General features: G+C 74.5%; 20 protein-coding genes. 11 read left to right on the forward strand and 9 right to left on the reverse strand.

Annotated features, from left to right (window positions below; translation table 11 throughout):
• Positions 1 to 22 precede the first annotated feature (22 nt).
• Genes SLAV_RS32070 through SLAV_RS32080 form a run of 3 tightly spaced genes read left to right on the forward strand, consistent with a single transcriptional unit; the run spans position 23 to position 3,402 of the window.
• Positions 23 to 1,534 carry an APC family permease gene (locus tag SLAV_RS32070; RefSeq protein ID WP_051841102.1) on the forward strand — a complete coding sequence of 504 codons (1,512 nt, stop codon included), beginning with the start codon at positions 23 to 25 and terminating at the stop codon, positions 1,532 to 1,534.
• Between the two features lie 9 nt (positions 1,535 to 1,543).
• Positions 1,544 to 1,966, forward strand: coding sequence for a universal stress protein (locus SLAV_RS32075; RefSeq protein ID WP_030232745.1), 423 nt, complete (start codon positions 1,544 to 1,546; stop codon positions 1,964 to 1,966).
• A 17-nt stretch (positions 1,967 to 1,983) separates the two neighbouring features.
• Positions 1,984 to 3,402 (forward strand): MFS transporter, encoded by a 1,419-nt coding sequence (locus tag SLAV_RS32080; protein WP_051841103.1) that lies wholly within the window; start codon positions 1,984 to 1,986, stop codon positions 3,400 to 3,402.
• A gap of 25 nt (positions 3,403 to 3,427) precedes the next feature.
• Here the strand turns inward: SLAV_RS32080 and SLAV_RS32085 are convergent, their stop codons facing one another.
• Complete coding sequence (locus tag SLAV_RS32085) at positions 3,428 to 5,053, reverse strand: FAD-dependent monooxygenase (RefSeq protein WP_030232751.1); 1,626 nt, start codon at positions 5,051 to 5,053, stop codon at positions 3,428 to 3,430.
• A 90-nt stretch (positions 5,054 to 5,143) separates the two neighbouring features.
• Positions 5,144 to 5,515, reverse strand: a complete 372-nt coding sequence (locus tag SLAV_RS32090) for a hypothetical protein (protein WP_030232753.1) — start codon at positions 5,513 to 5,515, stop codon at positions 5,144 to 5,146.
• Positions 5,516 to 5,640: 125 nt separating this feature from the next.
• Here SLAV_RS32090 and SLAV_RS32095 point away from each other — a divergent pair, with 125 nt between their 5' ends.
• Entirely contained in the window at positions 5,641 to 8,055 is a 2,415-nt protein-coding gene (locus SLAV_RS32095; protein ID WP_030232756.1) for a SpoIIE family protein phosphatase, read from the forward strand.
• A 140-nt stretch (positions 8,056 to 8,195) separates the two neighbouring features.
• Here the strand turns inward: SLAV_RS32095 and SLAV_RS32100 are convergent, their stop codons facing one another.
• Positions 8,196 to 8,429 (reverse strand): hypothetical protein, encoded by a 234-nt coding sequence (locus SLAV_RS32100; protein ID WP_030232758.1) that lies wholly within the window; start codon positions 8,427 to 8,429, stop codon positions 8,196 to 8,198.
• A 168-nt stretch (positions 8,430 to 8,597) separates the two neighbouring features.
• A complete protein-coding gene (locus tag SLAV_RS32105) occupies positions 8,598 to 9,074 on the reverse strand; it encodes a DUF5133 domain-containing protein (RefSeq protein ID WP_234333695.1) in 477 nt (158 codons plus the stop codon).
• Between the two features lie 371 nt (positions 9,075 to 9,445).
• Between SLAV_RS32105 and SLAV_RS32110 the strand changes: the two genes are divergently transcribed.
• The 4 genes from SLAV_RS32110 (at position 9,446) to SLAV_RS32125 (ending at position 14,521) form a co-directional block, all read left to right on the forward strand.
• Positions 9,446 to 10,171, forward strand: a complete 726-nt coding sequence (locus SLAV_RS32110; protein ID WP_037687692.1) for a VOC family protein — start codon at positions 9,446 to 9,448, stop codon at positions 10,169 to 10,171.
• Positions 10,172 to 10,535: 364 nt separating this feature from the next.
• Positions 10,536 to 12,038, forward strand: coding sequence for an FUSC family protein (locus SLAV_RS32115; protein WP_030232764.1), 1,503 nt, complete (start codon positions 10,536 to 10,538; stop codon positions 12,036 to 12,038).
• Positions 12,039 to 12,259: 221 nt separating this feature from the next.
• Positions 12,260 to 13,399, forward strand: coding sequence for a nitric oxide synthase oxygenase (locus SLAV_RS32120; RefSeq protein ID WP_030232768.1), 1,140 nt, complete (start codon positions 12,260 to 12,262; stop codon positions 13,397 to 13,399).
• 54 nt (positions 13,400 to 13,453) lie between these two features.
• Positions 13,454 to 14,521 carry a lactonase family protein gene (locus SLAV_RS32125; RefSeq protein ID WP_030232771.1) on the forward strand — a complete coding sequence of 356 codons (1,068 nt, stop codon included), beginning with the start codon at positions 13,454 to 13,456 and terminating at the stop codon, positions 14,519 to 14,521.
• A gap of 92 nt (positions 14,522 to 14,613) precedes the next feature.
• Here SLAV_RS32125 and SLAV_RS32130 read toward each other — a convergent pair whose 3' ends face one another.
• The 3 genes from SLAV_RS32130 to SLAV_RS32140 all read right to left on the reverse strand — a co-directional run bounded on the left by SLAV_RS32130 (position 14,614) and on the right by SLAV_RS32140 (position 17,461).
• Positions 14,614 to 15,534 carry a sirohydrochlorin chelatase gene (locus SLAV_RS32130; protein ID WP_100661109.1) on the reverse strand — a complete coding sequence of 307 codons (921 nt, stop codon included), beginning with the start codon at positions 15,532 to 15,534 and terminating at the stop codon, positions 14,614 to 14,616.
• Positions 15,535 to 15,644: 110 nt separating this feature from the next.
• Positions 15,645 to 16,331 carry a uracil-DNA glycosylase gene (locus SLAV_RS32135; protein WP_030232773.1) on the reverse strand — a complete coding sequence of 229 codons (687 nt, stop codon included), beginning with the start codon at positions 16,329 to 16,331 and terminating at the stop codon, positions 15,645 to 15,647.
• An 11-nt stretch (positions 16,332 to 16,342) separates the two neighbouring features.
• On the reverse strand, positions 16,343 to 17,461 hold the full coding sequence (locus SLAV_RS32140) for a WD40/YVTN/BNR-like repeat-containing protein (protein WP_051841105.1): 1,119 nt from the start codon (positions 17,459 to 17,461) through the stop codon (positions 16,343 to 16,345).
• A 202-nt stretch (positions 17,462 to 17,663) separates the two neighbouring features.
• Between SLAV_RS32140 and SLAV_RS32145 the strand changes: the two genes are divergently transcribed.
• On the forward strand, positions 17,664 to 18,764 hold the full coding sequence (locus tag SLAV_RS32145; RefSeq protein WP_030232778.1) for an NADH:flavin oxidoreductase/NADH oxidase: 1,101 nt from the start codon (positions 17,664 to 17,666) through the stop codon (positions 18,762 to 18,764).
• A gap of 121 nt (positions 18,765 to 18,885) precedes the next feature.
• Positions 18,886 to 19,251 (forward strand): ArsR/SmtB family transcription factor, encoded by a 366-nt coding sequence (locus tag SLAV_RS32150; RefSeq protein ID WP_030232781.1) that lies wholly within the window; start codon positions 18,886 to 18,888, stop codon positions 19,249 to 19,251.
• A gap of 40 nt (positions 19,252 to 19,291) precedes the next feature.
• Here the strand turns inward: SLAV_RS32150 and SLAV_RS32155 are convergent, their stop codons facing one another.
• The gene (locus SLAV_RS32155) at positions 19,292 to 20,656 is read right to left on the reverse strand and encodes an FAD-dependent oxidoreductase (RefSeq protein WP_030232782.1); all 1,365 of its coding nucleotides are present in this window, start codon (positions 20,654 to 20,656) and stop codon (positions 19,292 to 19,294) included.
• A gap of 52 nt (positions 20,657 to 20,708) precedes the next feature.
• Complete coding sequence (locus SLAV_RS32160; protein ID WP_037687663.1) at positions 20,709 to 21,362, reverse strand: DUF305 domain-containing protein; 654 nt, start codon at positions 21,360 to 21,362, stop codon at positions 20,709 to 20,711.
• Between the two features lie 76 nt (positions 21,363 to 21,438).
• Here SLAV_RS32160 and SLAV_RS32165 point away from each other — a divergent pair, with 76 nt between their 5' ends.
• Positions 21,439 to 22,926: an LVIVD repeat-containing protein gene (locus tag SLAV_RS32165; RefSeq protein WP_030232787.1), complete on the forward strand. Its 1,488-nt coding sequence runs from the start codon at positions 21,439 to 21,441 to the stop codon at positions 22,924 to 22,926.

Raw genomic sequence — 22,926 nt, forward strand, 5'->3', positions numbered from 1 at the left:
CCGGGTGCGTGACGATGCGTACATGGACGACGGCGACCACGGTGCGGCGGGCAGCACCCTCCCCGAGGCCGACGCGAGCCTGAAGGCCAACGCCATCGGCTTCCTCGACGCCCTGGTCATCGGCCTGAACTCCACCTCGCCGGCCTACTCGCTGGCCGCCGTCCTGGGACCGATCGTGGCCCTGGTCGGGGTCTACGCGCCGGGCGTGATGCTCGCGTCCTTCGTCCCGATGCTGCTGATCGCCGCCGCCTTCTACTACCTCAACAAGGTCGACCAGGACTGCGGCACCACCTTCTCCTGGGTGACCCGCGCCATGGGCCCCTGGGCGGGCTGGCTCGGCGGCTGGGCCATCACCATGACCGGCGTGCTCGTCATCGGCTCCCTCGCGGACGTCGCCGTCCACTTCGGCCTGCTCGCCGCCGGGCTCGACGGCCTGGCCGCGAACCAGCTGGTCCGGCAGGGCCTGAGCGTCCTGGTGATCCTCGCGATGACCGCCGTCTGCGTCATCGGCACCGAGATGTCCGCCCGGCTCCAGGACGTCCTGATCCTCGCCCAGGTCTTCTTCCTGCTCGCGTTCGCCGTGGTCGCCATCTACCGGGTCTACGCCGGCACCAGCACCCTCGGCGGCATCCCGCCCTCCCTGAGCTGGCTCAACCCCTTCGGCGCCGGAGGCGCCGCGCTCACCGGCGGACTGCTGCTCGGCGTCTTCATCTACTGGGGCTGGGAGTCCGCCGTGAACCTCACCGAGGAGGTCGAGGACTCCGCCACCGCGCCCGGCAAGGCGGGCATCTGGTCCACCATCGTCCTCCTGGTGACCTACCTGTCCGTCGGCTACGCCGTCGTCGCCTACGCCGGTACGCAGTTCCTCGCCGAGAACGCCGGCGAGGAGGAGGCCGTCTTCGCCGTCCTCGCGCACGAGGTGATGGGCGGCTGGGACTGGATGGTGCTCCTCGCCGTCTGCACCTCCGCCCTCGCCTCCACCCAGACGACGATCATCCCCGCCTCACGGACCGCCCTGTCGATGGCCCGCCGGCACGCCCTGCCGCCGCACCTCGCGCACATCCACCCCCGCTTCCGCACGCCCGACGTGAGCACCTGGTGGGTCGCCGCCATCGCCATCGCCTGGTACCTCGCCGTCAACCAGATCAGCGAGAACGCCCTCCTCGACTCCCTCACCGCGCTCTCCCTGCTCATCGCCTTCTACTACGCCCTCACCGGCGTGGCCTGCGCCGTCTACTACCGCCGCCACCTGCTGGAGAACGCGCACAACTTCCTCCTCATCGGCCTCGGCCCGCTGGTCGGAGCGGGCCTGCTGACCTGGCTGCTGGTGGAGTCCGTGGGCGACATGTCCAACCCGGCGAACTCCGCCGGCGGGGTCTCCTGGTTCGGCCTCGGCCCGCCCCTCGTCATCGGCATCGGGATCGCCGTCGTCGGCGTCCTCCTCATGTGCTTCTGGCGGGTCCGGGACGGCAGGTTCTGGCAGGAGCGCCGGGGCGTGGTCGACCCGGCCCTCGTACGCGGCAGGAAGTCCTGAGGAGGCCGGATGTCCGTGGTCCTGGGTTACGACGAGTCCCCCGGCGCCGAACGCGCCCTGCACGTGGCGCTGGAGGTCGCCACCGCCTTCGGTGAACCACTGGTCCTCGTCTACGGAGCCGCCGCGCCCGGAGCCACCGGCGAGGAGTACCGGGCCCACCGCGAGGCCGTCCGCCAGGCCGGCCGCAGCGCCCTGGCGCGGGCCGTCGGGGCCGCCGACGAGGCGGGTGTCCCCTCCACCGTCGAGGTGGTCGACGACAAACCCGCCCAGGCGCTGCTGGACGCCGCCGAACGCCACGACGCCCGGGTCATCGTCGTCGGCACCTGGGGCGACAGCCCGATCCGCGGCGCCCTCCTCGGCTCCACCCCGCACAAGCTCCTGCACCTCTCGCCCGTCCCGGTGCTCTGCGTGCCGACCGCGGACGAGGCGTAGGGCGGGGGGCGGACGGCATGGCGAAGGCGAACGGGGCGGGCGCAAGGCGCGGGCTCTTCCACGGCCGGGACCGGGCGGTGATCGCGGCCGCCGCGATCTCGATGCTGCTGGTCCAGATGGACTGGTTCGCCCTCAACCTGATGCTCCCCGTCATCGGGCGCGAGTTCGACACCCCCACCACCAACCTCCAATGGCTGGTCAGCGGCTACATGCTGACCCTCGGCGCCCTGATGGTCACCGGCGGCCGGTCCGCCGACCTCTTCGGCAGGCGGCGGGTCCTCGTCTGCGGGCTCACCGGCTTCGCCCTCGTCTCCGTGGTGTGCGCCGCCGCGCGGAGCACCGCCTGGCTCACCGCCGGACGCTTCGTGCAGGGGTGCACCGCCGCAATGATCCTCCCCGTGTCCGTCGCCGTGGTCACCGCGTACTTCCGGGACGAACGGCAGGGCCGCGCCGTCGGCACCGTCCTCGCCTTCAGCGCCATCGGCACGGCCCTGGGACCCTTCGTCGGCGGGGCCTTCGCCGAACACGTCAGCTGGCGCGCCGTGTTCCTGCTCAACGTGCCCTTCGCCCTCGCCGCGGCCCTGCTCCTGCTGCGCTTCGTCCCCGAGACCCGCGACGAGGAGGCCGGACGCGGCCTGGACCTGCCCGGCGTGCTCACCCTCGCGGGAGGCCTGATGGCCCTGATGACCGGCGTGGACCAAGGCGCCCACTGGGGGTGGGGCTCCGCGGCGACCCTGGGCTGCCTCATCGGCGGCGCGGTCCTGCTGGCCGCGTTCGTCCTGATCGAGCGGCGCAGCCCGCAGCCCCTGCTGGACCTCGAACTCCTGCACAACGGCCCCTTCGTCGCCGTCACCCTCGCCGGATCCCTGTCCAACGTCGTGTACTGCCTCGTCGCCGTGTTCTCGGCCCTCTACCTCCAGCAGGCGCGGGGGCTCTCGCCCCTGGACTCCGGGCTGATCTTCCTGGCCCTGTCCGTCGGCGCCGGAGCCGCCAGCTACTGGTCCGGCCACCTCGCGCTGCGCGTGCGCCCCGAGCGGCTGATGGCCGCAGCGATGCTGCTGAGCGGAGTCAGCCTGTTCGTCCTGACGCTGGTGAACTCGCTCGTCGTCTACACCGCCGTGTTCGCGGTGGTCGGCGTCGGCGTCGGCCTCGGCTGGGCGCTGACCAACGTCGCCACCCAGTCCTACGTCCCGCCCGGCCGCCTCGCGGCCGCCTCCGGGCTCGTCCTGACCTCCCTCGTCCTGCTGGGAGCCGTCGCCGTGGCCGTCGCCTCCACCGTCCTGGAGGTGATCAGCGGCTCCGTCGAGGGGGCCGCCTCGGACGGCTCCGCCATCGAGACCGTCCTGCGCGCGGCGGCCCTGCTGGCCGTGCTGGGCGCCGCCGCTCTCGCCGCCGTCGTCCGCCGGGTCCCGGTCCCGGCCCCGGAGCCTTCCTAGGCCCGCGAGCCGGTGACCCCGCGGCTCAGTCCGCGAACACCCCCGACAGGTACGCGGACAGCTCCCCGGCCGCCGGCGGGCACAGCCGGGCCCCGAGGTGGCCGTCCGGCCGGACCACGAAGGCGGTCGGCTCCCGGACCCCGTAGACCCGGCGGAACTCGCCCCGCCCGTCGAGGTACACCGGCATCGGAGCCCAGGCGGGCGCGGTCCCGCCCTCGGTGAGGACCGCGTACGCCGTGAGCCGTCCCGCGGGCAACCCGCCGGTCAGTGAGGCGAGTTCGGGGACGCAAGGGGCCTGCGGGCCGTCGGCGCAGAGCAGGAGCACGTGCTCGCTGCCCCGCAGCAGCTCGTGCAGGCGGACGGGCCGGTTCTCGATGCGCCCGATCAGCCCGTCGCAGTCGGGAGCGCGATCGCCGGGGCGCGGTGCGGGACCGGCGCCGTCCGGGCCCGCGGGGCGCACCAGCGGGCTGTCCGGATAGCCGACGAGCAGCTGCGCCTCGCGCATCAGTACGGTCGTCAGGTCCCCGGCGTCGCCCGGAACGCCCTGGTTGGCGTGCCGCACGGTCCGCCCGACGACCTCCTCGCCGACCGGCCGGCGCTCGGCGTCGTAACTGGCCGTCAGCCGCGGGTGCGCCGTCCCGTCGACGGCCAGGGCCAGCTTCCAGGCCAGGTTCCACGCGTCCTGGATCCCGGTGTTCATGCCCTGCGCGCCGGTCGGGGGATGGATGTGCGCCGCGTCCCCGGCGACGAAGACCCGCCCGTCGCCGTACCGGTCGACGATCCGGTGGCTGATCCGGAAGACCGAGGACCAGCGCAGGCCGGAGGCGGTCGCGGGCCGCGGCGCCAGACGGTCCAGGACCGCCTGCACATGGGAGAGCCCGGGGGCCCGGCCGCCCTCCAGCCCGTGCGCCACCCCGTCCTCGCCGGCCGGCGGGGCGGACAGCTCCGGCGGCACCAGCATCGACGCCCGGTACCGGCCCGGACCCGGCAGCGGAATGCACACCAGCAGGTCGTCCAGGGCGCCGGCGGCGTCGTGGTGCAGGGCCCGGACCCCGTAGGCGTGGGGCAGGTCCCAGTCCACCACCACGTCGGCCAGCATGTACTCCTCGGGGAACGCCCCGCCCTCGAAGCCGAGGCCGAGCCCCTTGCGCACCGTGCTGTGGGCCCCGTCGCACCCCACCAGGAACCCGGCGCGCACCTCCTCCTCGCCGTCCGGCCCGACGAGCCGGCAGGTCACCCCGTCGGGGTCCTGCGCGAAGGACACCAGTTCGGTGTTCCGCTCGATCCGGGTGCCGAACCGGGCGAGGAACTCTTCCAGGAGCCGCTCGGTCTCGTTCTGCGGCAGAGCGGCGAAACCGTAGGGGACGTCGCCCGGCAGCGACATCTCCACCCGTGCCCGCTCCCGGCCGTCGACGTACACCAGCTGCCCGCGCATCGGGATCGCGGCGTCCAGCACGGCCCGCACCAGCCCCATCCGGTCCCACAGTTCCAGCGTGCGCGGCTGGATGCCCACCGCCTTCGCGTACGGCATCCGCTCCGGCAGCCGGTCCACCAGCCGGCAGCCGACCCCGCGCCGGCGCAGCTCGATCGCCGCGGTCAGCCCCACCGGGCCCGCGCCCGCGACCAGAACGTCCACCGGTGCGCCGTGCACCCTCCCATGGTCGCCGCCACCGCGGCCCCCGGCGACCGCAAGGCCGTCCTGCCGGCGGGCGCGGGCCCGGTGGGGCGGGCCGCGTCCCGTTCAGGCCTCGTCCTGTGCCCGGATGGCCTCCCGGAGCCGACGGGCCGCCCGTCCCGGCTCGCCGCGCTGCTGCTCCAGCAGCGCGGCGGCGATCGCGTCCAGCTTCTGCTGGATCGCGTGCTCCGCGCGCCGTTCGGAGTTCTTCAGCAAGGCCAGCAGCAGCAGCGACACGGCCGCCATCGTGTCCCCGGCGAACAGCTGCCAGCTCAAGGGCAGGCCCGCGAGGTGCACGGCCACGAACCCGGCGACCAGCACCAGGCACACCACGGAGAACGCCGCCGAGCTCGTGAAATTGGAGGCGAGTTCGGCCAGCTTCCCGAAGCGGCCGATCCGCCCGTCGCCGTGCCTCTCCGCCGGATGCTCGAAGCTCATGCCCGGCGACTGCCCCTGGCGGAGCCCCGTACACCTCGGACGGGATCCGGACGCGACCGCACCGGCGCCGGCGGAGCTTCCCCGGAGGGCCGTCGCCGGGGCGCCGCACGTGCCATGCTCGTGGCATGGACAGCGATGCCGCCTCCGTCGGCGAGGGCACGGCACCCGAGGTCCTCGCGCTGGCCAGGACCGTCGCCAGGCTGCGCTCGGAGATCGTGGACCTGAAGGGCGTCCTCGCGACCGCGGTCGTCGTGGAGCGGGCCCAAGGCGTGCTCATGGGCCGGCTCGGGATCTCCGCCGAGGCCGCCCACGAGCGGCTCGTCGCGCACGCCGCGCGGCGGGGCCGGACCGTCCTGGAAGAGTGCTGGATCACCCTCGGACGGGCGGGCGCGGACTCCCCGCCGGATCCGCCCCCACCCCCGCCGACGCCCGCCACGCCGGCCGTCCGCACCCGCGGGACCCCCGGCCCGGCGGCCGCCGCCACGGTCCTGGCCCGGCTGGCCGAAGGGCTGGTGGGCGCGCGCACCGGCGACGACGTCGCCGAGCTGCTCCGCGGGGAGCTGGCCCCGACGGAGGTCCCGGACCTCGACGGAGTGATGATCTACGTGGCGACCCACGGCGGCGCCCTGGAGCTGGTGGGCCACGCCGGTGTGGGCGACGTGGTGGCGGGCCAGTGGCGCCACGTCCCGCCGCTCGGCGGGCTCGCCGCCCTCCAGGCCCTCAGCGGCGGCGAGCCGCTGTGGCTGCAGGATCCGGTCGGCGACGCCCGGCGCCACACGCTGATCGGCCCACCGGACCGCTGGCCCGCGCGCGCCTGGCTGCCCGTGTCCCGCGACGGTGCCCCCGGGGCCGTCATCGGCTTCCTGCGGACCGGACCGGGGCCCTTCGGCCCGTCCACCAGGGACCTGCTGCGGCGTGCCGTACGGCTCTGCGGCGGCCCGCTCCGCACGTTCGGACGCCCCGGCCCCACCCGGCCCGACGACCCGGCGGAGGCCGGCGGGGCCCCGGCCGACGCGGACGCCGTCCAGCGGATCCTTGACGCCCTGGCCGGGCCCGCGGTCCTGCTCACCCCCCTGCGCGGGGCCGGCGGCGAAGTGGAGGACTACCGGATCGACGCGGCCGCCCCGGACTCGGTCGACGTGGCCGGACGCCGGGGCCGGGAACTCGTGGGCCTGCGCGTGCTGGAGACGTACCCCACCGTGGCGGGCACCGCCGTGTGGGAGGGCTACCTGGACGCGCTGACGACGGGCAGGCCGTACGAGGGCGAACCGTTCACCTACGAGGAGGTGCTCGCCGGGGTCCCGAAGCGGTCCGTGTACTCGGTCCGGGCGACCGCGCTGGGGGAGCACCTGGTCGTCTCCTGGCTCCGCCACGACGGCGACGAGCGGGAGCTCCGGCGCCTCGCGGACATGCAGCGGCTCGGCAACCTCGGCTGGGCGGGCTGGAACCCGGTGACGGGGACCGCCGTCTGGTCCGACCAGGTCTACGCGATCTTCGACCGTGACCCCGCCCTGGGGCCTGTCCGGCTGGAGGACCTGCCCCGCCACCTGCCAGCGGCGGACCGGCCCGCCGTCGACGCGGCCGTCGCCCGGCTGCTGGGCCGGGGCGGGTCCGTGGACGAGGTCTTCCGCATCAACACCCCCCACGGCGTGCGCCACGTCCGGATGGTCGCCGAGGCGCTGACGGACGCCGACGGCCGGCCGGTCGAGGTCCACGGACTCCTCCAGGACGTCACGGCCCGGCAGGACGCCGAACGCGCCCTGCTGGAGAGCGAACGCGACGTCCTCGTCCAACGCGGCAGGTTCGAAGCCGAGCGCGCGCTCGCCGCCAACCTCCAGAACACCCTGCTGCCGATCCCCGAACAGTCCCTGGAACTCGCCGGTCTCTGCGTCGACGTCGCCTACGTGCCCGCCGACAGTGGCATCAACGTCGGCGGCGACTGGTACAGCGCCATCGAACTTCCCGACCGCAGCGCCCTGTTCGTGGTCGGGGACGTCGCGGGCCACGGGCTGCCCGCCGTCGGCACCATGGCCCAGCTGCGGTTCACGGCCAAGGGGATGGCCATCACGGGGTCGGCGCTGCCCGAGGTCCTGGCCCGGCTCAACCGACTGCTGCTCCACACCGCCTCCGACCCGGCCGGGGGCGCCACCGCCACCATGGTGATGGGCCGCTACCGCCCCTCGGACCGGCGTCTGACCTGGGTACGGGCCGGGCACCTGCCGCCCCTGCTGATCCGCGGCGAGGGCGCGCGCTTCCTCCCGCAGCCCAAGGGCGTCCTGCTCGGCGCCGCCTTCGGGGCCGAGTACGGCCAGTCCGTGGCCGACCTGCTGCCCGGTGACCACCTGCTGCTCTACACCGACGGTCTCGTCGAGGAGCCGGGGGAGGACATCCGGACCGGCCTCGCCCGGCTCGCCGACACCGCCCTGCGCCTCGTGCGCGAGGGCCGGGGCGAAACCCTCGCCCGGACCCTCGTCGCCCTGCGGCCGCGCCACCGCGACGACATCTGCGTACTGGACCTCCACGTCCCCGACGAGGCCTGAACGGGCCTTACGGGGGCCCGGTCCCGCGGACGAGGAGGGGCGACGGCGCGCACAGGGGCCCGGACACCGGGGACCTCCGGTGTCCGGGCCCAGGGGGCCCGACGGGTGGGGCGGGTGGTGCGGGTGCGCCGGGCGGCCGGCTACGCGGCTTCGGGGCTCAGGGCATTGTCGGCATGGGCCTGCACCGCGGAGCGGAAGGCCGTCATGCAGGGCGCGCAGTAGCGCTCGCCGGCCGTTCCGTCGGATATGGCGGGGACGGCGGGCGGTGGCGGGGCGTGCCGGCCGCAGAGGGTGCCGGAGGAGGGTTCCTTGGAGAGGACGTGCCAGAGGAGTTCACCGAGGCCGTCCGGGGATTCAGCGCGCATTTCGTACATGAGGACGCCTTTCCGCGCTTGCGTGGGTGGGCGGGAAACCGCCCGCTGTCCCATGAGAGCCCCCGATCGGCCGAGCGGCCACCGGACTTCGGCCGACCGGGGGAATCCGCCGCGCGGGAGGTTTGAAGCGGCCCGGAACCTCCGGTCCGGAACCTCCGGTCCGGCGGGTCAGACGGCGAGGCCGGTCCCGTCCATCTCCCGCGGAGCGTGGTGGGCGCCGTCCGCGAGGCGGAGTTCCGCGGCGCGCAGCGCCTCGTACGCCGTGGGGCGGCCCATCAGCACGCACAGCGTGTACGTGGCGTCGTCCATCGCCCGGCGGGCGCGCTCGTCCGCCGGGTCGGCCCACAGCCAGGCCCGGCACCCGCGGAAGCGGCCGAGGGCCTCCTCCGTCCGCTCCCGGCTCGGCACCAGCGGCCGGGCCGGAGCCGTCCCCGCCCCGGCCCCGCCGGCCCCCGACGTACGGGCCGCCTCCACGGCCCGCCGCAGGGCCCGCTCCACTCCCTTGGGCGCCTTCACGCCCCACGCGGCGGCGGCCATCGAAGCCGCCAGCCCCTCGACGCCGATGCGTGCCGCCGCGGCAGCGGCCGCCAGTACGCGGTGCGCCTCCCGCGCCGGACAAGGAGTCACCACCATCACCACGCCCACCGCCCACACGGTCGCGCACGGGGCGGAGGCTTCGCGTCCGCCAATCTGAGGAATGTGAGGAAACGCCACCGGATGATCCCTTCAACCCAAGGCCGAGCGCGCACATGTCCGCACGTATGAAAGGTATGCCCGCCTCGAAACCGGTCGGCACCCCCACCTCGCCCCGGCTCCCGCCGACGGCGCGTCCCGCAGCCCCCGGCCGCCGCCCGGCACGCTGCGTCCGATCGGGCGGGTGCTGCCGAGCCTCACCGCCCGCACGGCCCGGCAGGGCTACGGTGGGCCGGTTCCGTACGCCGCGCGGCAGAGGAGACGTGGGACCGGTGTCGACATCCAGCCATGAGCTCGCGGGCGTGCCCTGCTGGGTCAGCCTGATGACCCGGGACCTCCCGGCAGGCCAGGAGTTCTACGCCGCGGTGATGGGGTGGGAGTTCCGCGACACCGGGGACGGCCTCTCGGTGGCCTTCCGCGACGGGACGCCGGTCGCGGGCATCGGCGCGCCGGCCCCCTCGCCGGGCCTGCCCGTGGGCTGGACCCCGTACTTCGCCGTCGACGACGCCGACGTGACCGCCGCGCGCGTCCGTGAGCGCGGCGCCACCGTGGCCGTCGGCCCGCTCCCCTTCGGGACGGGCCGCGCCGCCCTGGCGGCCGACCCCGACGGGGCCGTCTTCGGCTTCTGGCAGGGCGGGGTCATCCCCGACTGGAGCGTCGGACGCGGCTCCGCCCCCGCCTGGCTGGAACTGCGCACCCGCGACGCCTTCGCCGCCGCCATCTTCTACGGCCAGGTCCTCGACTGGGCCGATGACAGCACGGGCTGCTGCACCGTCTCCTACGAGCACGACCGCGTGGTCCTGCGGCACGGCCGGGACACCGTCGCCCGGATCACCGGCGGCGCGATCGAGGCGGACCCCGACCCGCACGTCCGCCCCCGCTGGCACACCCACTTCCACGTCCCCGACCTCGAAGCCGCCGTCGAGCGGGCGACGGCCCTCGGCGGGAGCGTCGCCTCCCCGGTCCAGACCACGGGAACCAGCCGCTCCGTCACCCTGCGCGACCCCGACGGGGCCCTCTTCACCGCGGTGGCCGCCAACACCGCCTGACGCCCCCGCGCGGTCCGCCGGAGTGCGGCCCCCGTCGCAGCCTCGGTGGCCAGAGCCGCACCCCGTACGGCCGAACGTACCCGCCTCCGGGCCGTCCTGGTCCGCCGGTCGGATCCCGGTCGATTTCCGGACGCCGCGGCTGTGCCAATGGCCCAGTGGCAGGGGGCCCGCTTGAGCCAGTGGGCCTCCGGATGGTTATCTGTGGCGTATCCATGTACTTACGGCGCCACGCAGCGCCGGACGGCAACGAGGCCGGTCCGGACCGTGGCGCCTTCGCCGTGCCCCCACACCGCCCACCACCCCCGGGCGGCAGGCGGCCCGGCGTGCTCCATCGCAAGGGGGGCGGCACACCGCCGTGAAGAGAATGTTCGTGGCTCCGGACCCGGGGCGCACCAGACTCAGGAACTCACTGCGCGCGGTCGTCGGCGTGGGACTCGCCGTCGTCGCGGCCGAACTGGCGGGGCTCTCCCTGACCGCCTCCATCACCGGCGGACTCGCCGCCCTGCTCGCGCTGTTCACCGTCCTCGACGCGGACGTGCGCGCCCAGCGGGTGACCACCGCCCTGCTGCCCGCCGCCGGTTTCCCCGTCCTGGCGCTGGCCACCACCCTGCACGGGATGCCCCAGGCCCGGGACGCCGGCTTCCTCGCCGTGGTCTTCGCCGGGGTCTACGCCCGCCGCTGGGGACCGCGCGGCCACGCCCTCGGCGTCTTCGCCTTCATGATGTTCTTCGTCACCCAGTTCCTGCACGCCGTGCCCGCCCAGCTCCCGGAGCTGTTCGCGGCCGTCGGGCTGGCGCTGCTGTCCGCGGGGGCCGCCCGCTTCGTCCTGTGGCCCATCGAGCGCCGCACCCCGCCCCCGGCCGCCCCGCCGGGGCTGCCCGGCACCGGTCTGGCCCGCCCCACGACCCGGCAGGCCTTCCAGGCCACCGCCGCCTGCGGCTTCGCCCTCGCCGTCGGCCAGGCGCTGTCCGAGGACCGCTGGTACTGGGCCGTCGGCACCGCCTGGTGGATCTTCGTCAACACCGCCTCGCGCGGCGAGACCCTGGTGCGCGGCTTCCGCCGGGTGCTGGGCACCGTCATCGGCATCGCGGCCGGACTGCTGATCGCCGTACCGCTGCACGGGGCGCCCGCGCCCACCGCCGCCCTCGTCGCGGTGTGCGTCTTCGGCATCTTCTACACGGCGGCGCCCTCGTACTCCTGGATGATGTTCTTCGTCACCGTCATGGCCGGCCTCCTCTACGGGCTCCTCGGCGTGCTGCACCCCGGCCTGCTGCTGCTCCGCTTCCAGGAGACGGCCGTCGGCGCGCTGGGCGCCTCGCTCGCCGTGGTCCTGGTCCTCCCGGTCACCACGCACGCCGCCAACGACGCCTGGATCCAGCGCGCGCTGCACTGCGTACGGGCGTCCACCGCGGCCTCCCTCGACCGGCTCGCGGGGGACCCGGCCGCCGACCCCGCCCCCCACGCCGCCGAGCTGGAGCTGCTGCTGGGCCGGGTGCGGATGGCCCTCGCGCCGCTGGTCCACCCGCTGAGCCCGCTGCGCGCCCGCAAGGCCCGCGCCCGGCAGGTGCTGGCGCTGCTCGACGACTGCGCCCGCGAGGTGCGCGGGCTGGTGGCCGTCGCCGCCGACCCGCAGGCCTCGCACGACGCCCGGCTCGCCGCCGCCTGCTGGCGCGTGGAGGCGGCCGTCGAGGCGCTCACCGCCCCGCAGGGCACCGCCGGTCCGGCCGCCCCGCGGACCGAGAAGCCCCGACCGGCCGCCGCGGAGCCCGCGCTGGCCCACCTCCACGGCCTGGAGGAGGCCCTGGCGGCCCTCGCCGCGCCCCTGCGCACCGACCCCCGCGCTCCGCTGGCCACCGTCGGGGCGTGAGCCGTCCCTGCGACTGACCGTCCGGTCGTCCGGCTGCGGCGGATGATACGACCGCCGCAGCCCCCACCGCGGGCCAACGGGCGAAGACCACTCGGACGGGTGTTCCCTGCCCGCCCCGCTCACGGCGCTGACCTGCGACAGGTACAACGGGTGATTGTTCACAGCACATTCATCCGGCACGTACAGGGTGGATCTGGTCGGACGGGGGGTAGCGGGTCGGGATGGAAATTCTCCAGCAGAACGCGAGCGCCGCGCAGGTGTGGGAAGAAGCCGAGGAGTTCATCCGGCTCTTCCACCGGGAGAATCCGGAGGCCGGCGATCCGCGGGCCCGGCTCGCCGAGGTACGGGCGGAGCTCGCGGACACCGGCACCTACCGGCACACCCCCCGGGAGCTGGTCCACGGCGCCCGCGTGGCCTGGCGCAACAGCAACCGCTGCATAGGCCGCCTCTACTGGAACTCGCTGCGCGTGCGCGACCGCCGCACGCTCACCGAGGCCGAGGACATAGCCGACGAGTGCTTCGCGCACCTGCGCGAGGCCACCAACGGCGGCCGCGTCCGCCCCACGATCACGGTCTTCGCCCCCGACGCCCCGGACCGCCCCGGCCCGCTGATCTGGAACGAGCAGCTGGTGCGCTACGCCGGCTACGGGGACCATCACTCCATCACCGTCGGGGACGCCCGCAACGCCCCGCTGACCGAGGCCCTGCTGCGGCACGGCTGGGCGGGCGGCGCCGGCACCCCCTTCGACCTCCTCCCGCTGGTGGTCCAGGGCGTCGACGACAAGCCCCGCTGGTTCGACACCCCCGTCGACGCCGTGCTGGAGGTGCCGATCCGGCACCCGGACCGGCGGGACGACTGGGGCGACTGGGACCTGCGCTGGCACGCCGTTCCCGCCATCTCCAACATGTGCCTGGAGATCGGCGGGGTGCACTACCCGGCCGCCCCCTTCAACGGCTGGTACATGGGCACCGAGATCGGCGCCCGCAACCTCGCCGACACCGACCGCTACAACCTCCTGCCGGCCGTGGCCCGCAGGCTCGGCCTGGCCACCACCAGCGACCGCTCGCTCTGGAAGGACCGGGCTCTGGTCGAACTCAACCGGGCCGTGCTGCACTCCTTCGACGAGGCCGGGGTCACCATTGCCGACCACCACACCGAGTCCCGGCGGTTCCTCTCCCACCTGGAAAGGGAGGAGAGCAAGGGGCGCGAGGTGGGCGCGGACTGGTCCTGGATCGTCCCGCCGATCTCCGGTGCGGCGACCCCAGTCTTCCACCGGACCTACGAGGACCGGCCGAGCGCCACCGCGTACGTGCACCACGCCGGTGCCCAGGAACGCGCCAGAGGCGAGGACTTGGTCTAGACCTTCTGTTACGGTCGGCCCGTACGGATCCGGAACGGCGGAGGAGGGGCACCCGTGGACGACGCGGACAGCACGGACCAGAGCGGCGGACACCGGGCCCACATCGGCTCGTTCACCTCGGGGGGCGGCCGCGGCATCACCACCGCGGCCGTGGATCCGGCCACCGGGGCGCTGACCCCGCTGGCGACGGAGGGCTCCCTGGCCGACCCCTCCTACCTGGCCCTCGACCGCGGCACCGGAGTGCTCTACGCGGTCAGCGAGACCGAGCGGGGCGCGGCGGCCGCCTTCCGCCCCGTCCCCGGGGGGCTGGTCCCGCTGGGGGCGCCCGTCCGCGTCGGCGGCTCGGGGCCCACCCACCTCGCCCCGGCCGGACGCCGGCTGCTCACCGCCAACTACGGTTCGGGCAGCGTCAGCAGCCTGCCGCTCGCCGGGGACGGCGGCCTCCACGGGCCCGCCTCCGTCCTCACCCACCGGGGCTCCGGACCCGACGCCGGCCGGCAGGAGGCGCCGCACGCCCACCAGGTGCTGCCCGACCCCACCGGCCGGTGGGTGCTGAGCGTGGACCTGGGCACCGACTCCGTACGGGTCTGCGTGCTCGACCCGGCCACCGGGGAGCTCCGGGTGCACGCGGAGGTGGTGCTGCGCGCCGGCACCGGGCCGCGCCACCTCGCCTTCCACCCGTCGGGCGAGGTGGTCTACGTACTGCACGAGCTGGAGCCGCAGCTGACCGTCTGCCGCTGGAACGCGGGCTCCGGGCAACTGCAACCGGTCGGCGAGGTTCCGGTCGCCCCAGCGGGCGCCCCGGGGGCCGCACGGGCCCATCCCTCCGCGATCGTGGCCTCGCCCGACGGGCGCTTCGTGTGGGCGGCCGTCCGCGGCCCCGACACCCTCGTGACCTTCTCGCTCGCCGGAGGCCCGGAGAAGCCGCAGCTCACCGGCACCGTCGGCTGCGGCGGCCGCTGGCCCCGCGATCTCGCGGTCGATCCCTCGGGGCGCCGGCTCTACGCGGCCAACGAGCGCTCGGGCGACGTCACCTGGTTCGAGGTCGACCCGCTGACCGGGCATCCGCGCCGCGCCGGTTCCGTCGCCGTACCGGCCGCCTCCTGCGTGGTCTTCGGCTGACCCCGGAGCCGTGGGCCCCGGGTGGCGGTCCACCGGTACGGCGAGGGCCCGCCCCGGATCCGGGGCGGGCCCTCGCCGTGTCGTACGGGACCTCAGTGGGCGGCGGCGCCCAGCGTGATCCCGAGGGCGGCGCTGTACTGGGCGACGGCGAGCTTGCCGAGCGCCGGGTAGGCACCGAGCACCTCGGCGGCGGCGCAGTCCGCCTCCTTGCAGGCGGTGTCCAGCAGCCCCTCGGCGGCCTCGGGACCGATCAGGTACGGCGCCAGGGCCAGCTGGGCGGAACCGGAGCCGCGGAGCTCGGCGGCGACGGCGGCCACCGATCCCTCCTGGTCCAGAGCCGCGGCGATCACGGGCACCGCGAGGCGGGCGGCCAGCAGCATGCCGGTGATCCCGGCGGCCTGGACGGCCTCCTCGCCGCCGGTGGTGGCCAGGATGATGCCGTCGGCCGCGGTGGCCACGGTGAACAGGCGGGCCCGGTCGGCGCGGGCCAGGCCGGCCTCGGAGAGCCGGACGTGCAGGCCCTCGGCGAGCAGCGGGTGCGGACCGAGTACGTCGGCCAGCTCGGCGGCGGCGGAGGAGTCCATCAGCGCCTGGCGGACCCGGCGCAGCAGGTCGCCGTCGGGGCCGGCCAGCAGGGGCACGACCACGGCGTCGGGGCCGGTCGGCGCGGGCACCTCGTGCCCGGCGGCGCGCGCGAACTCGGCGCGCGCGGTCCGCTCGTTGGCGACGGCGGTCAGCACGCCGGAGAGCGAGGGGAACTCGGCCCCCTCGGCGTCGTCACCTTCGAGGTACCCGATCCGGGCGTCCAGGCCGGGCAGCTCGGAGCGGCCGATGCTGATGATCTCTTCCGCGAGACCGCGCGAGGCGGCGGAGGGAGCACCGGGCACGGCGAGCACCAGCGCGGGCGCGCCCTCGGGCGCCACCGCGGGCTCGGGCCGGCGGTGCCGTCCGGTCTGGCGGGGTCGCGGCATTCGTACGGGCAGGCCGTTGGCGGGCCCAGTGGGGGAGCTCATGGCGCCGCATGCTACTGGTTCATCGGAACGACGTGTTCGGGCAGGGCCTGTTCGGGCGGCTTCTGTCCGTATTTATCCGTGGAATGTCGTAGCTCAATGTCATATAAGGTTCAACTGACCGTCGGCAGGCGCCAGTCGACCGGCTCCGCACCCAGGCCCACCAGCAGCTCATTGGTCCGGCTGAAGGGCCGGGAGCCGAAGAAGCCGTTGGCCGCGGACATCGGGGAGGGGTGGACCGACTCCACGGCGGGCAGGTCGCCCAGCAGCGGCCGGAGGTTGCGGGCGTCACGCCCCCACAGCACCGACACCAGCGGCTTGCCGCGCGCCGCCAGGGCGCGGATCGCCTGCTCGGTGACCGCCTCCCAGCCCTTGCCGCGGTGGCCGCCGGTCTTGCGGGGGGCGGTGGTGAGCGCGCGGTTCAGCAGCAGGACGCCCTGCCGGGTCCACGGGGTCAGGTCGCCGTTCAGCGGCCGGCCGGTGCCGAGGTCCGCGTGCAGTTCGCGGAAGATGTTGTCCAGGCTGGGCGGCCACGGGTCCACCTCGGGCGCCACGGAGAAGGACAGGCCCATCGCGTGCCCCGGGGTGGGGTACGGGTCCTGTCCGACGATGAGCACCTTCACCTCGTCGAAGGGCTGCTGGAAGGCGCGCAGGACGTTCGCGCCGGAGGGGACGTAGGTCCTCCCGGCCGCGATCTCCGTGCGCAGGAAGTCGCCCATCGCGGCGATCTGCCCCGCCACCGGCTCCAGGGCCCGGGCCCAGCCCGGTTCGACGATCTCGTTCAACGGTCTTGCTGCCATGGGTGATCACTCTACTGGCCCACACCGACAGCCGGTCCCGTTCGGCTCAGTACGGCGGCCCGGACGCACAGGACGTCCGGGAGGTGGGCGGCCAGCTGCTGCCAGCTGTCGCCGTCGTCGTGGCTGGCGTACAGCTCGCCGTTGCGGTTGCCGAAGTAGATGCCGGCCGGGTCCGCGTCGTCGGTGCACAGGGCGTCGCGCAGCACCGTGCCGTAGTGGTCCCCGGGCGGCAACCCCCTGGAGAGCGGCTCCCAGTGCGCTCCCGCGTCCTCGGTGCGGAAGACCCGGCAGCGGTGCTGGGCCGGGACCCGGTCGGAGTCGGCGTTGAGCGGGAACACGTAGGCGGTGTCGGGCCGGTGGGGGTGAGCGGCCACGGCGAAGCCGAAGTCGGACGGCAGTCCGGCGCCGATGTCGGTCCACTCGGCGCCGGCGTCGTCGCTGCGGTACACGCCCCAGTGGTTCTGGAGGTAGAGCCGGCCGGGAGCCCCGGCGTCCCGGGCGATCTTGTGGACGCACTGGCCGAACTCGGGGTGCGGGTCGGGCAGGAACACCGCCGAGACCCCGTGGTTGGACGGCTCCCAGCGGGCTCCGCCGTCGCGGGTGCGGAAGACCCCGGCGGTGGAGACGGCCACCGTCACGGCCGCCGGATCGGCCGGGTCGGTGATCACCGTGTGCAGGCCCTCGCCCCCGCCGCCCGGAACCCAGGCGGAGCGGGTCGGGTGCTCCCACAGCGGCCGGACCAGCTTGAAGGAGTCGCCGCGGTCGGTGGAGCGGAACAGGGCGGCCGGCTCGGTCCCGGCGTAGACCACGTCCGGGGCCTCGGGGCCCGCGGGCTGCAGCTGCCAGATCCGCTCCAGCGAGGCGCCCGTGTCCTGGGGGAACCGCACGGCGGGCGTGGCCGGTTCCCGCCAGGTGGCCCCCAGGTCGTCGGAGGTGAAGACGGAGGGCCCCCAGTGCGAGCTGTCCCCGCCGACCAGGAGCCGGGGCGCGGGCCCGCGGTTGTCGATGGCCACGGCGGACACGGCCTGGGCGTTGAAGAGGGGTCCTTCGAGCTCCCAGGGGCCGGTGTCCCGGCGCCGGCCGATGAACAGCCCCTTGCGCGTTCCCGCGAGCAACAACACATCGGTCATGGCCGGTACCTCCGGACGCCCTCGCCCACCTGGTGGCTTTCCGCCAGTCTGCACCCGGCCGCCGACACCGGCCGGGCGGCGCGCGGCGCCCCGCCGGGACGCTTGTACGTGAGGTCTCGTACTACGAGAGATTTCGTAGTACGGTGTTTCTCGTACTTAGCGCCGGTCCCCGGCGCGCGTCCGGTGACATCTGGAGAGACCCATGAGTGCTGCACCCGCCGCCTTCACCGCCCTTTTCCAGCCCTACACCCTGCGGTCGGTGACCGTGCCGAACCGCGTCTGGATGGCGCCGATGTGCCAGTACAGCGCCGAGCCCGCCGGCCCCGACGCCGGCGTGGCCCACGACTGGCACTTCACGCACTACGCGGCCCGCGCCACCGGCGGCACCGGACTGATCGTCCAGGAGGCCACGGCGGTCTCCCCCGAGGGCCGGATCAGCCCCTACGACCTGGGCATCTGGAACGACACCCAGGTGGCGGCCCTGCGCCGGATCACCGACTTCGTCAAGTCCCAGGGCGCCGTTCCCGGGATCCAGATCGGCCACGCCGGCCGCAAGGCGTCCACCGAGCGGCCCTGGAAGGGCGGCCGCCTCGTCGGGCCCGAAGCGCACGGCTGGACCCCGGTCGCGCCGAGCGCCGTGCCGTTCGCCGAGGGCGACCCGGAGCCGCGGGCCCTCACCGTGGAGGAGATCCGGGAGATCACCGGGCAGTTCGCCGCCGCCGCCGGGCGCGCGCTGGCCGCCGGGTACCGGGTCCTGGAGATCCACGGCGCCCACGGGTACCTGATCGGCCAGTTCCTCTCCCCGTACACCAACCGGCGCACGGACTCCTACGGCGGCTCCTTCGAGAACCGCACCCGCTTCGCCCTCGAAGTCGTCGACGCCGTGCGGGAGGTGTGGCCCGAGGAGCTGCCGCTGTTCTTCCGGATCTCCGCCACCGACTGGCTGGACGAGGAGGGCTGGACCGCCGACGACACCGTCCGGCTGTCCGCCCTGCTCCTGGAGCACGGGGTGGACCTGCTCGACGTCTCCACCGGCGGCCTCGTCCCGCACGCGAAGATCCCCGTCGGCCCCGACTACCAGGTGCCCTTCGCGGCCCGAGTCAAGAAGGAGACGGCGCTCCCCGTGGCCGCCGTCGGGCTGATCACCGAGCCCGAGCAGGCCGAGAAGATCCTGGCCAACGGAGAGGCGGACGCCGTCCTCCTCGGCCGCGAGCTGCTGCGCGACCCCTACTGGGCCCGCCGCGCCGCCGCCGAACTCGGCGGGGAGCTGCGCATGCCCGACCAGTACCACCGCTCCTGGTGAACCGGGTGCGGCGCGGGAGTTCCCCACGCCCGCGCCGCACCCCCACCCGTCCTACGACGGTTCTCGTACGATGGGGGTCCGCCGCCCGGCGGAGGCCGATCCGAAACGAGAGGAGCCGGACATGACGGAACGGGACACCGTCCGCACCCTGGCCCACCCCGAGCCGGACGAGATCCGCCTCGAAGGCGTCCTGCACGCCCTGTCCGACCCGGTGAGGCTGTCCATCGTGCGCGACCTCGCGGCGACCGAAGCCGAGCTCTCCTGCTCGCACTTCGACCTGCCGGTCACCAAGTCCACGACCACCCACCACTTCCGCGTCCTGCGCGAGAGCGGGGTCGTGCGCCAGACCTACCGGGGCACGGCCAAGATGAACGGTCTGCGCCGCACGGAGCTCCAGACGCTCTTCCCCGGCCTGCTGGACAGCGTCCTGGAGGCCGCCGCCGCCGAAGGCGCCCGGCTCGGCGCCCCGGGCGCGCCCCTCACATAGGGGTGCCGGAGGCGGGGGCGTCCCGCGCGGGACGGCCGGCTCAGGCGATGCCCGCCGCCGCGCGCAGGCCCGGCCAGTCGGGGATCTTGACCGAGCGGCGGCCCAGCGAGCGGCCCAGATCCGCTTCGGCCGCCTCGATGGCCAGCCAGCCCGGCCATTCCACGGGGTGCAGCCCGGCCGCGTGCAGGGCGGTGAGCGGATCGGCCGGCAGCGCGCGCCGGGCCAGCGGGCCCGCGTCCTGGAGCAGCGAGGACACCGTCTCCTTGGCGCACGGCCGGTTGGTGCCGATGACCCCGGTCGGGCCCCGCTTGATCCACCCCGCCACGTACTCGCCGACCGAGGCCCGGCCCGCGCGCAGCACCCGGCCCGCCGCGTGCGGCACCGTTCCGGTGGCGGCGTCGAAGGGCAGCCCGGCCGGCGGCACGCCCAGGTAGCCCACCGAGCGCAGCACCAGTTCGGCGTCGAGGTCCTCGTACGCGCCCGTACCCCGCACCCCGCCCCGGCCGTCCGGGGCGGTCCGCTCGAAGCGGACCCCCCGCACCCGGCCCCGCGGGCCGGCCAGCAGCTCGACCGGGCGCAGGTAGAAGCGCAGTGAGATCGACCGCCGGGCGCCGGGGTCCGGCGCCGCCCGCGCCCAGCCGCGCAGCACCTCCACGTTCCGCCGGGCCACGGCGGGCAGGGCGGCCGCCGCGGCCGGGTCGCCCGGTTCGGCGCAGGCCGGGTCGAGGGCCAGATCGGCGGGGTCCACCCGGGTGTCCACCTGCGCCAGCGTGCCCAGTTCGCGCAGTTCCTTGGTGGTGAACCTGCCCTGAGACGGGCCCCGCCGGGCCACCATCGTCACCGTCCGCAGCCCGCTGTCGGCCAGCGCCCCCAGGGCCGCCTGCGGCATGTCGGTCGGCCGCAGCTCGGGCACGCCCCGGGCCAGGATCCGGGTCACGTCCACCGCGACGTTCCCGGCCCCGACGACCACGGCCGAGCGCACCCCGGCCAGGTCGAAGGGGCGGGCATCGGGGTGCCCGCTGTACCAGGAGACGAACTCCGTCGCGGAGTGCACCCCGGCCAGTTCCTCGCCGGGGAGGCCCAGCGTCCGGTCGCGCGCCGCGCCCACGCAGTACACCACCGCGTGGTACAGCTCCAGCAGCCGTGCGGTGGGCAGGAGTTCACCGCCGACCTCGACGTTGCCGAGGAAGCGGATCCGCTCGTCCTCCAGGACCGACCGGAGGCTTCCGGTCAGCGACTTGATCTTCTCGTGGTCGGGGGCCACCCCGTACCGTACGAGGCCGTACGGCGCCGGCAGCCGGTCCAGCACGTCGATCCGGACGCCCGGTACCTCCCGCTGCTGGACCAGTGCCTGAGCGGCGTAGACCCCGCTGGGGCCCGAACCGACGACGGCGACACGAAGCACGGCGGAGCTCCTCCCGCAGGTGCTCCCAGCATGCCACCGGGGCCCCGGCCCGTCAGCCCATCGCGCGCATCCGGTGGATCTCGGCGGTCTGGGTGGCCACCACCTCGTTGGCCATCTCCTCGACGGCCCCGTTGTTGCCCTGGGCCAGCGCCTCGCCGGCCATCTTCACGGCCCCCTCGTGGTGGGCGGTCATCAGCTTCAGGAAGAGCCGGTCGAAGTCGGCGCCCCTGGCCGCGGTCAGTTCCTCGATCTGCTGCTGCGTGGCCATGCCGGGCATCGCGCCGTGGTCGTGGGCCCCGGCGTCGGAGCCGGGCGAGGGGTAGCGGGAGAGCCACTTCTCCATGGCCCCGATCTCGGGCCGCTGAGCGGCCGCGATGCGCTCGGCGAGGCGTTTGACGGCGTCCGAGGAGGCCCGCTCGGGGGCGAGGGCGCTCATCGTGAGGGCCTGGCGGTGGTGTTCGGTCATGTGCCGCACGTAGGCCTGGTCGGCGGCGTTGGGGGAGTCGTCGGGGCGTTCCTTCGCGGCCTGTTCCGGGGAGAGGGTGCGGGACTTCTCGCCCGGTTTGCCGGGGGCGACGACCACCGGGGAGTCTTCGGCGGCCCGTCCGCCGCCGCCGCCGTCCTGGCAGCCGGTGAGTGTGAGGAGGAGTGCGGCGGCCAGAGCCGCCCCCAGGAATCGGCCGAGTAATGCGTTTGCCATGTCCATGGAAAGGAAGATACTGCCGGGGTCCAGGTTCCGTTCCCAGGAGGAGCGAAACGTACGGGCCCCCACGGGAGGCACAGTGACCACGTTGCACACCGTCAGAGTGCGCCACCGGAGTCTGGGGGTGGCGCTGGCCGCCGCCGGACTCCTCACTACGCTCCTGGCCACCGCCGGACCGGCGGCCGCCACCCCCGACCCCGGCGACCTCACGCCGGGAGCGGGTTCCCGGCAGAGCGCCGGCCCCGCGCAGGAACGCGAACTCGCACCCGGTGAGATCCCCGGCAAGGACGAGATCGTGCACAGCCGCAACATCAAACCCCTGGCCAACATCCCGAGCGCCAACCCCAACACCATCAACTCCGACCTGGCGTTCCAGGGGAACTACGCCTACGCCGGGAACTACGACGGCTTCACGATCTACGACATCGCCGATCCCAAGTCCCCCAAGGTGGTCACCCGGGTCCTGTGCCCCGGCGGCCAGAACGACGTCTCCGTCTCCGGTGACCTGCTCTTCCTCTCCACCGACTCCTCGCGCAGCGACGACTCGTGCAACAGCGTCTCGCAGCCCGCCACGGAGAAGTCCTCGTGGGAGGGCATCAAGATCTTCGACATCAAGGACAAGAAGAACCCCAAGTACATCAAGTCCGTCGAGACCGCCTGCGGTTCCCACACCCACACCCTGGTGCCGGGCGGCCGCGACATCTACCTCTACGTCGCCTCCTACTCGCCCAGCGAGGCCTTCCCGGACTGCCAGCCGCCGCACGACGGCATCTCGGTCGTCAAGGTCCCGAAGAAGGCGCCGACCAAGGCCGCCGTCGTCGCCTTCCCGGTGCTCTTCCCGGACGGCGGGAACCCCGGCGCGCCCACCAACCCCGGGGTCTCCAAGACCACCGGCTGCCACGACATCACCGTGCTGCCCTCCGAGGACCTGGCCGCCGGTGCCTGCATGGGCGACGGCATCCTCTTCGACATCAGCGAGCCCGAGCGGCCCCGCGTCATCGACCGGGTCCAGGACAACGTCAACTTCTCGTTCTGGCACTCGGCGACCTTCAACGAGGACGCGGACAAGGTGGTGTTCACCGACGAGCTGGGCGGCGGAGGCGGCGCCACCTGCAACGCGGCCACCGGGCCCGACCGGGGCGCCGACGGCATCTACGACATCACGGGCCGCGGAGACCAGCGCAAACTGGTCTTCAAGGGCTACTTCAAGATCCCGCGCGCCCAGGCCGACACCGAGAACTGCGTGGCCCACAACGGCTCGCTGATCCCGGTCGGCGACGGCCGCGACATCATGGTCCAGGCCTGGTACCAGGGCGGTGTGTCCGTCTGGGACTTCACCGACTCCACCAGCCCCAAGGAGATCGGCTACTTCGAGCGCGGCCCGCTGACCACCGACCAGCTCGGCCTCGGCGGCTCCTGGTCGGCGTACTACTACAACGGCCACATCTACTCGAACGACATCGCCAAGGGGCTGGACGTCCTGCGGCTCGACGACTGGCGCACCGACGGCGCCAAGCGGGTCCGGATGGACCGGCTCAACGTACAGAGCCAGCCCGAGTACCACTGA

The sequence above is a fragment of the Streptomyces lavendulae subsp. lavendulae genome (genome assembly GCF_002803845.1).
In the GTDB taxonomy this organism is placed as follows: domain Bacteria; phylum Actinomycetota; class Actinomycetes; order Streptomycetales; family Streptomycetaceae; genus Streptomyces; species Streptomyces lavendulae.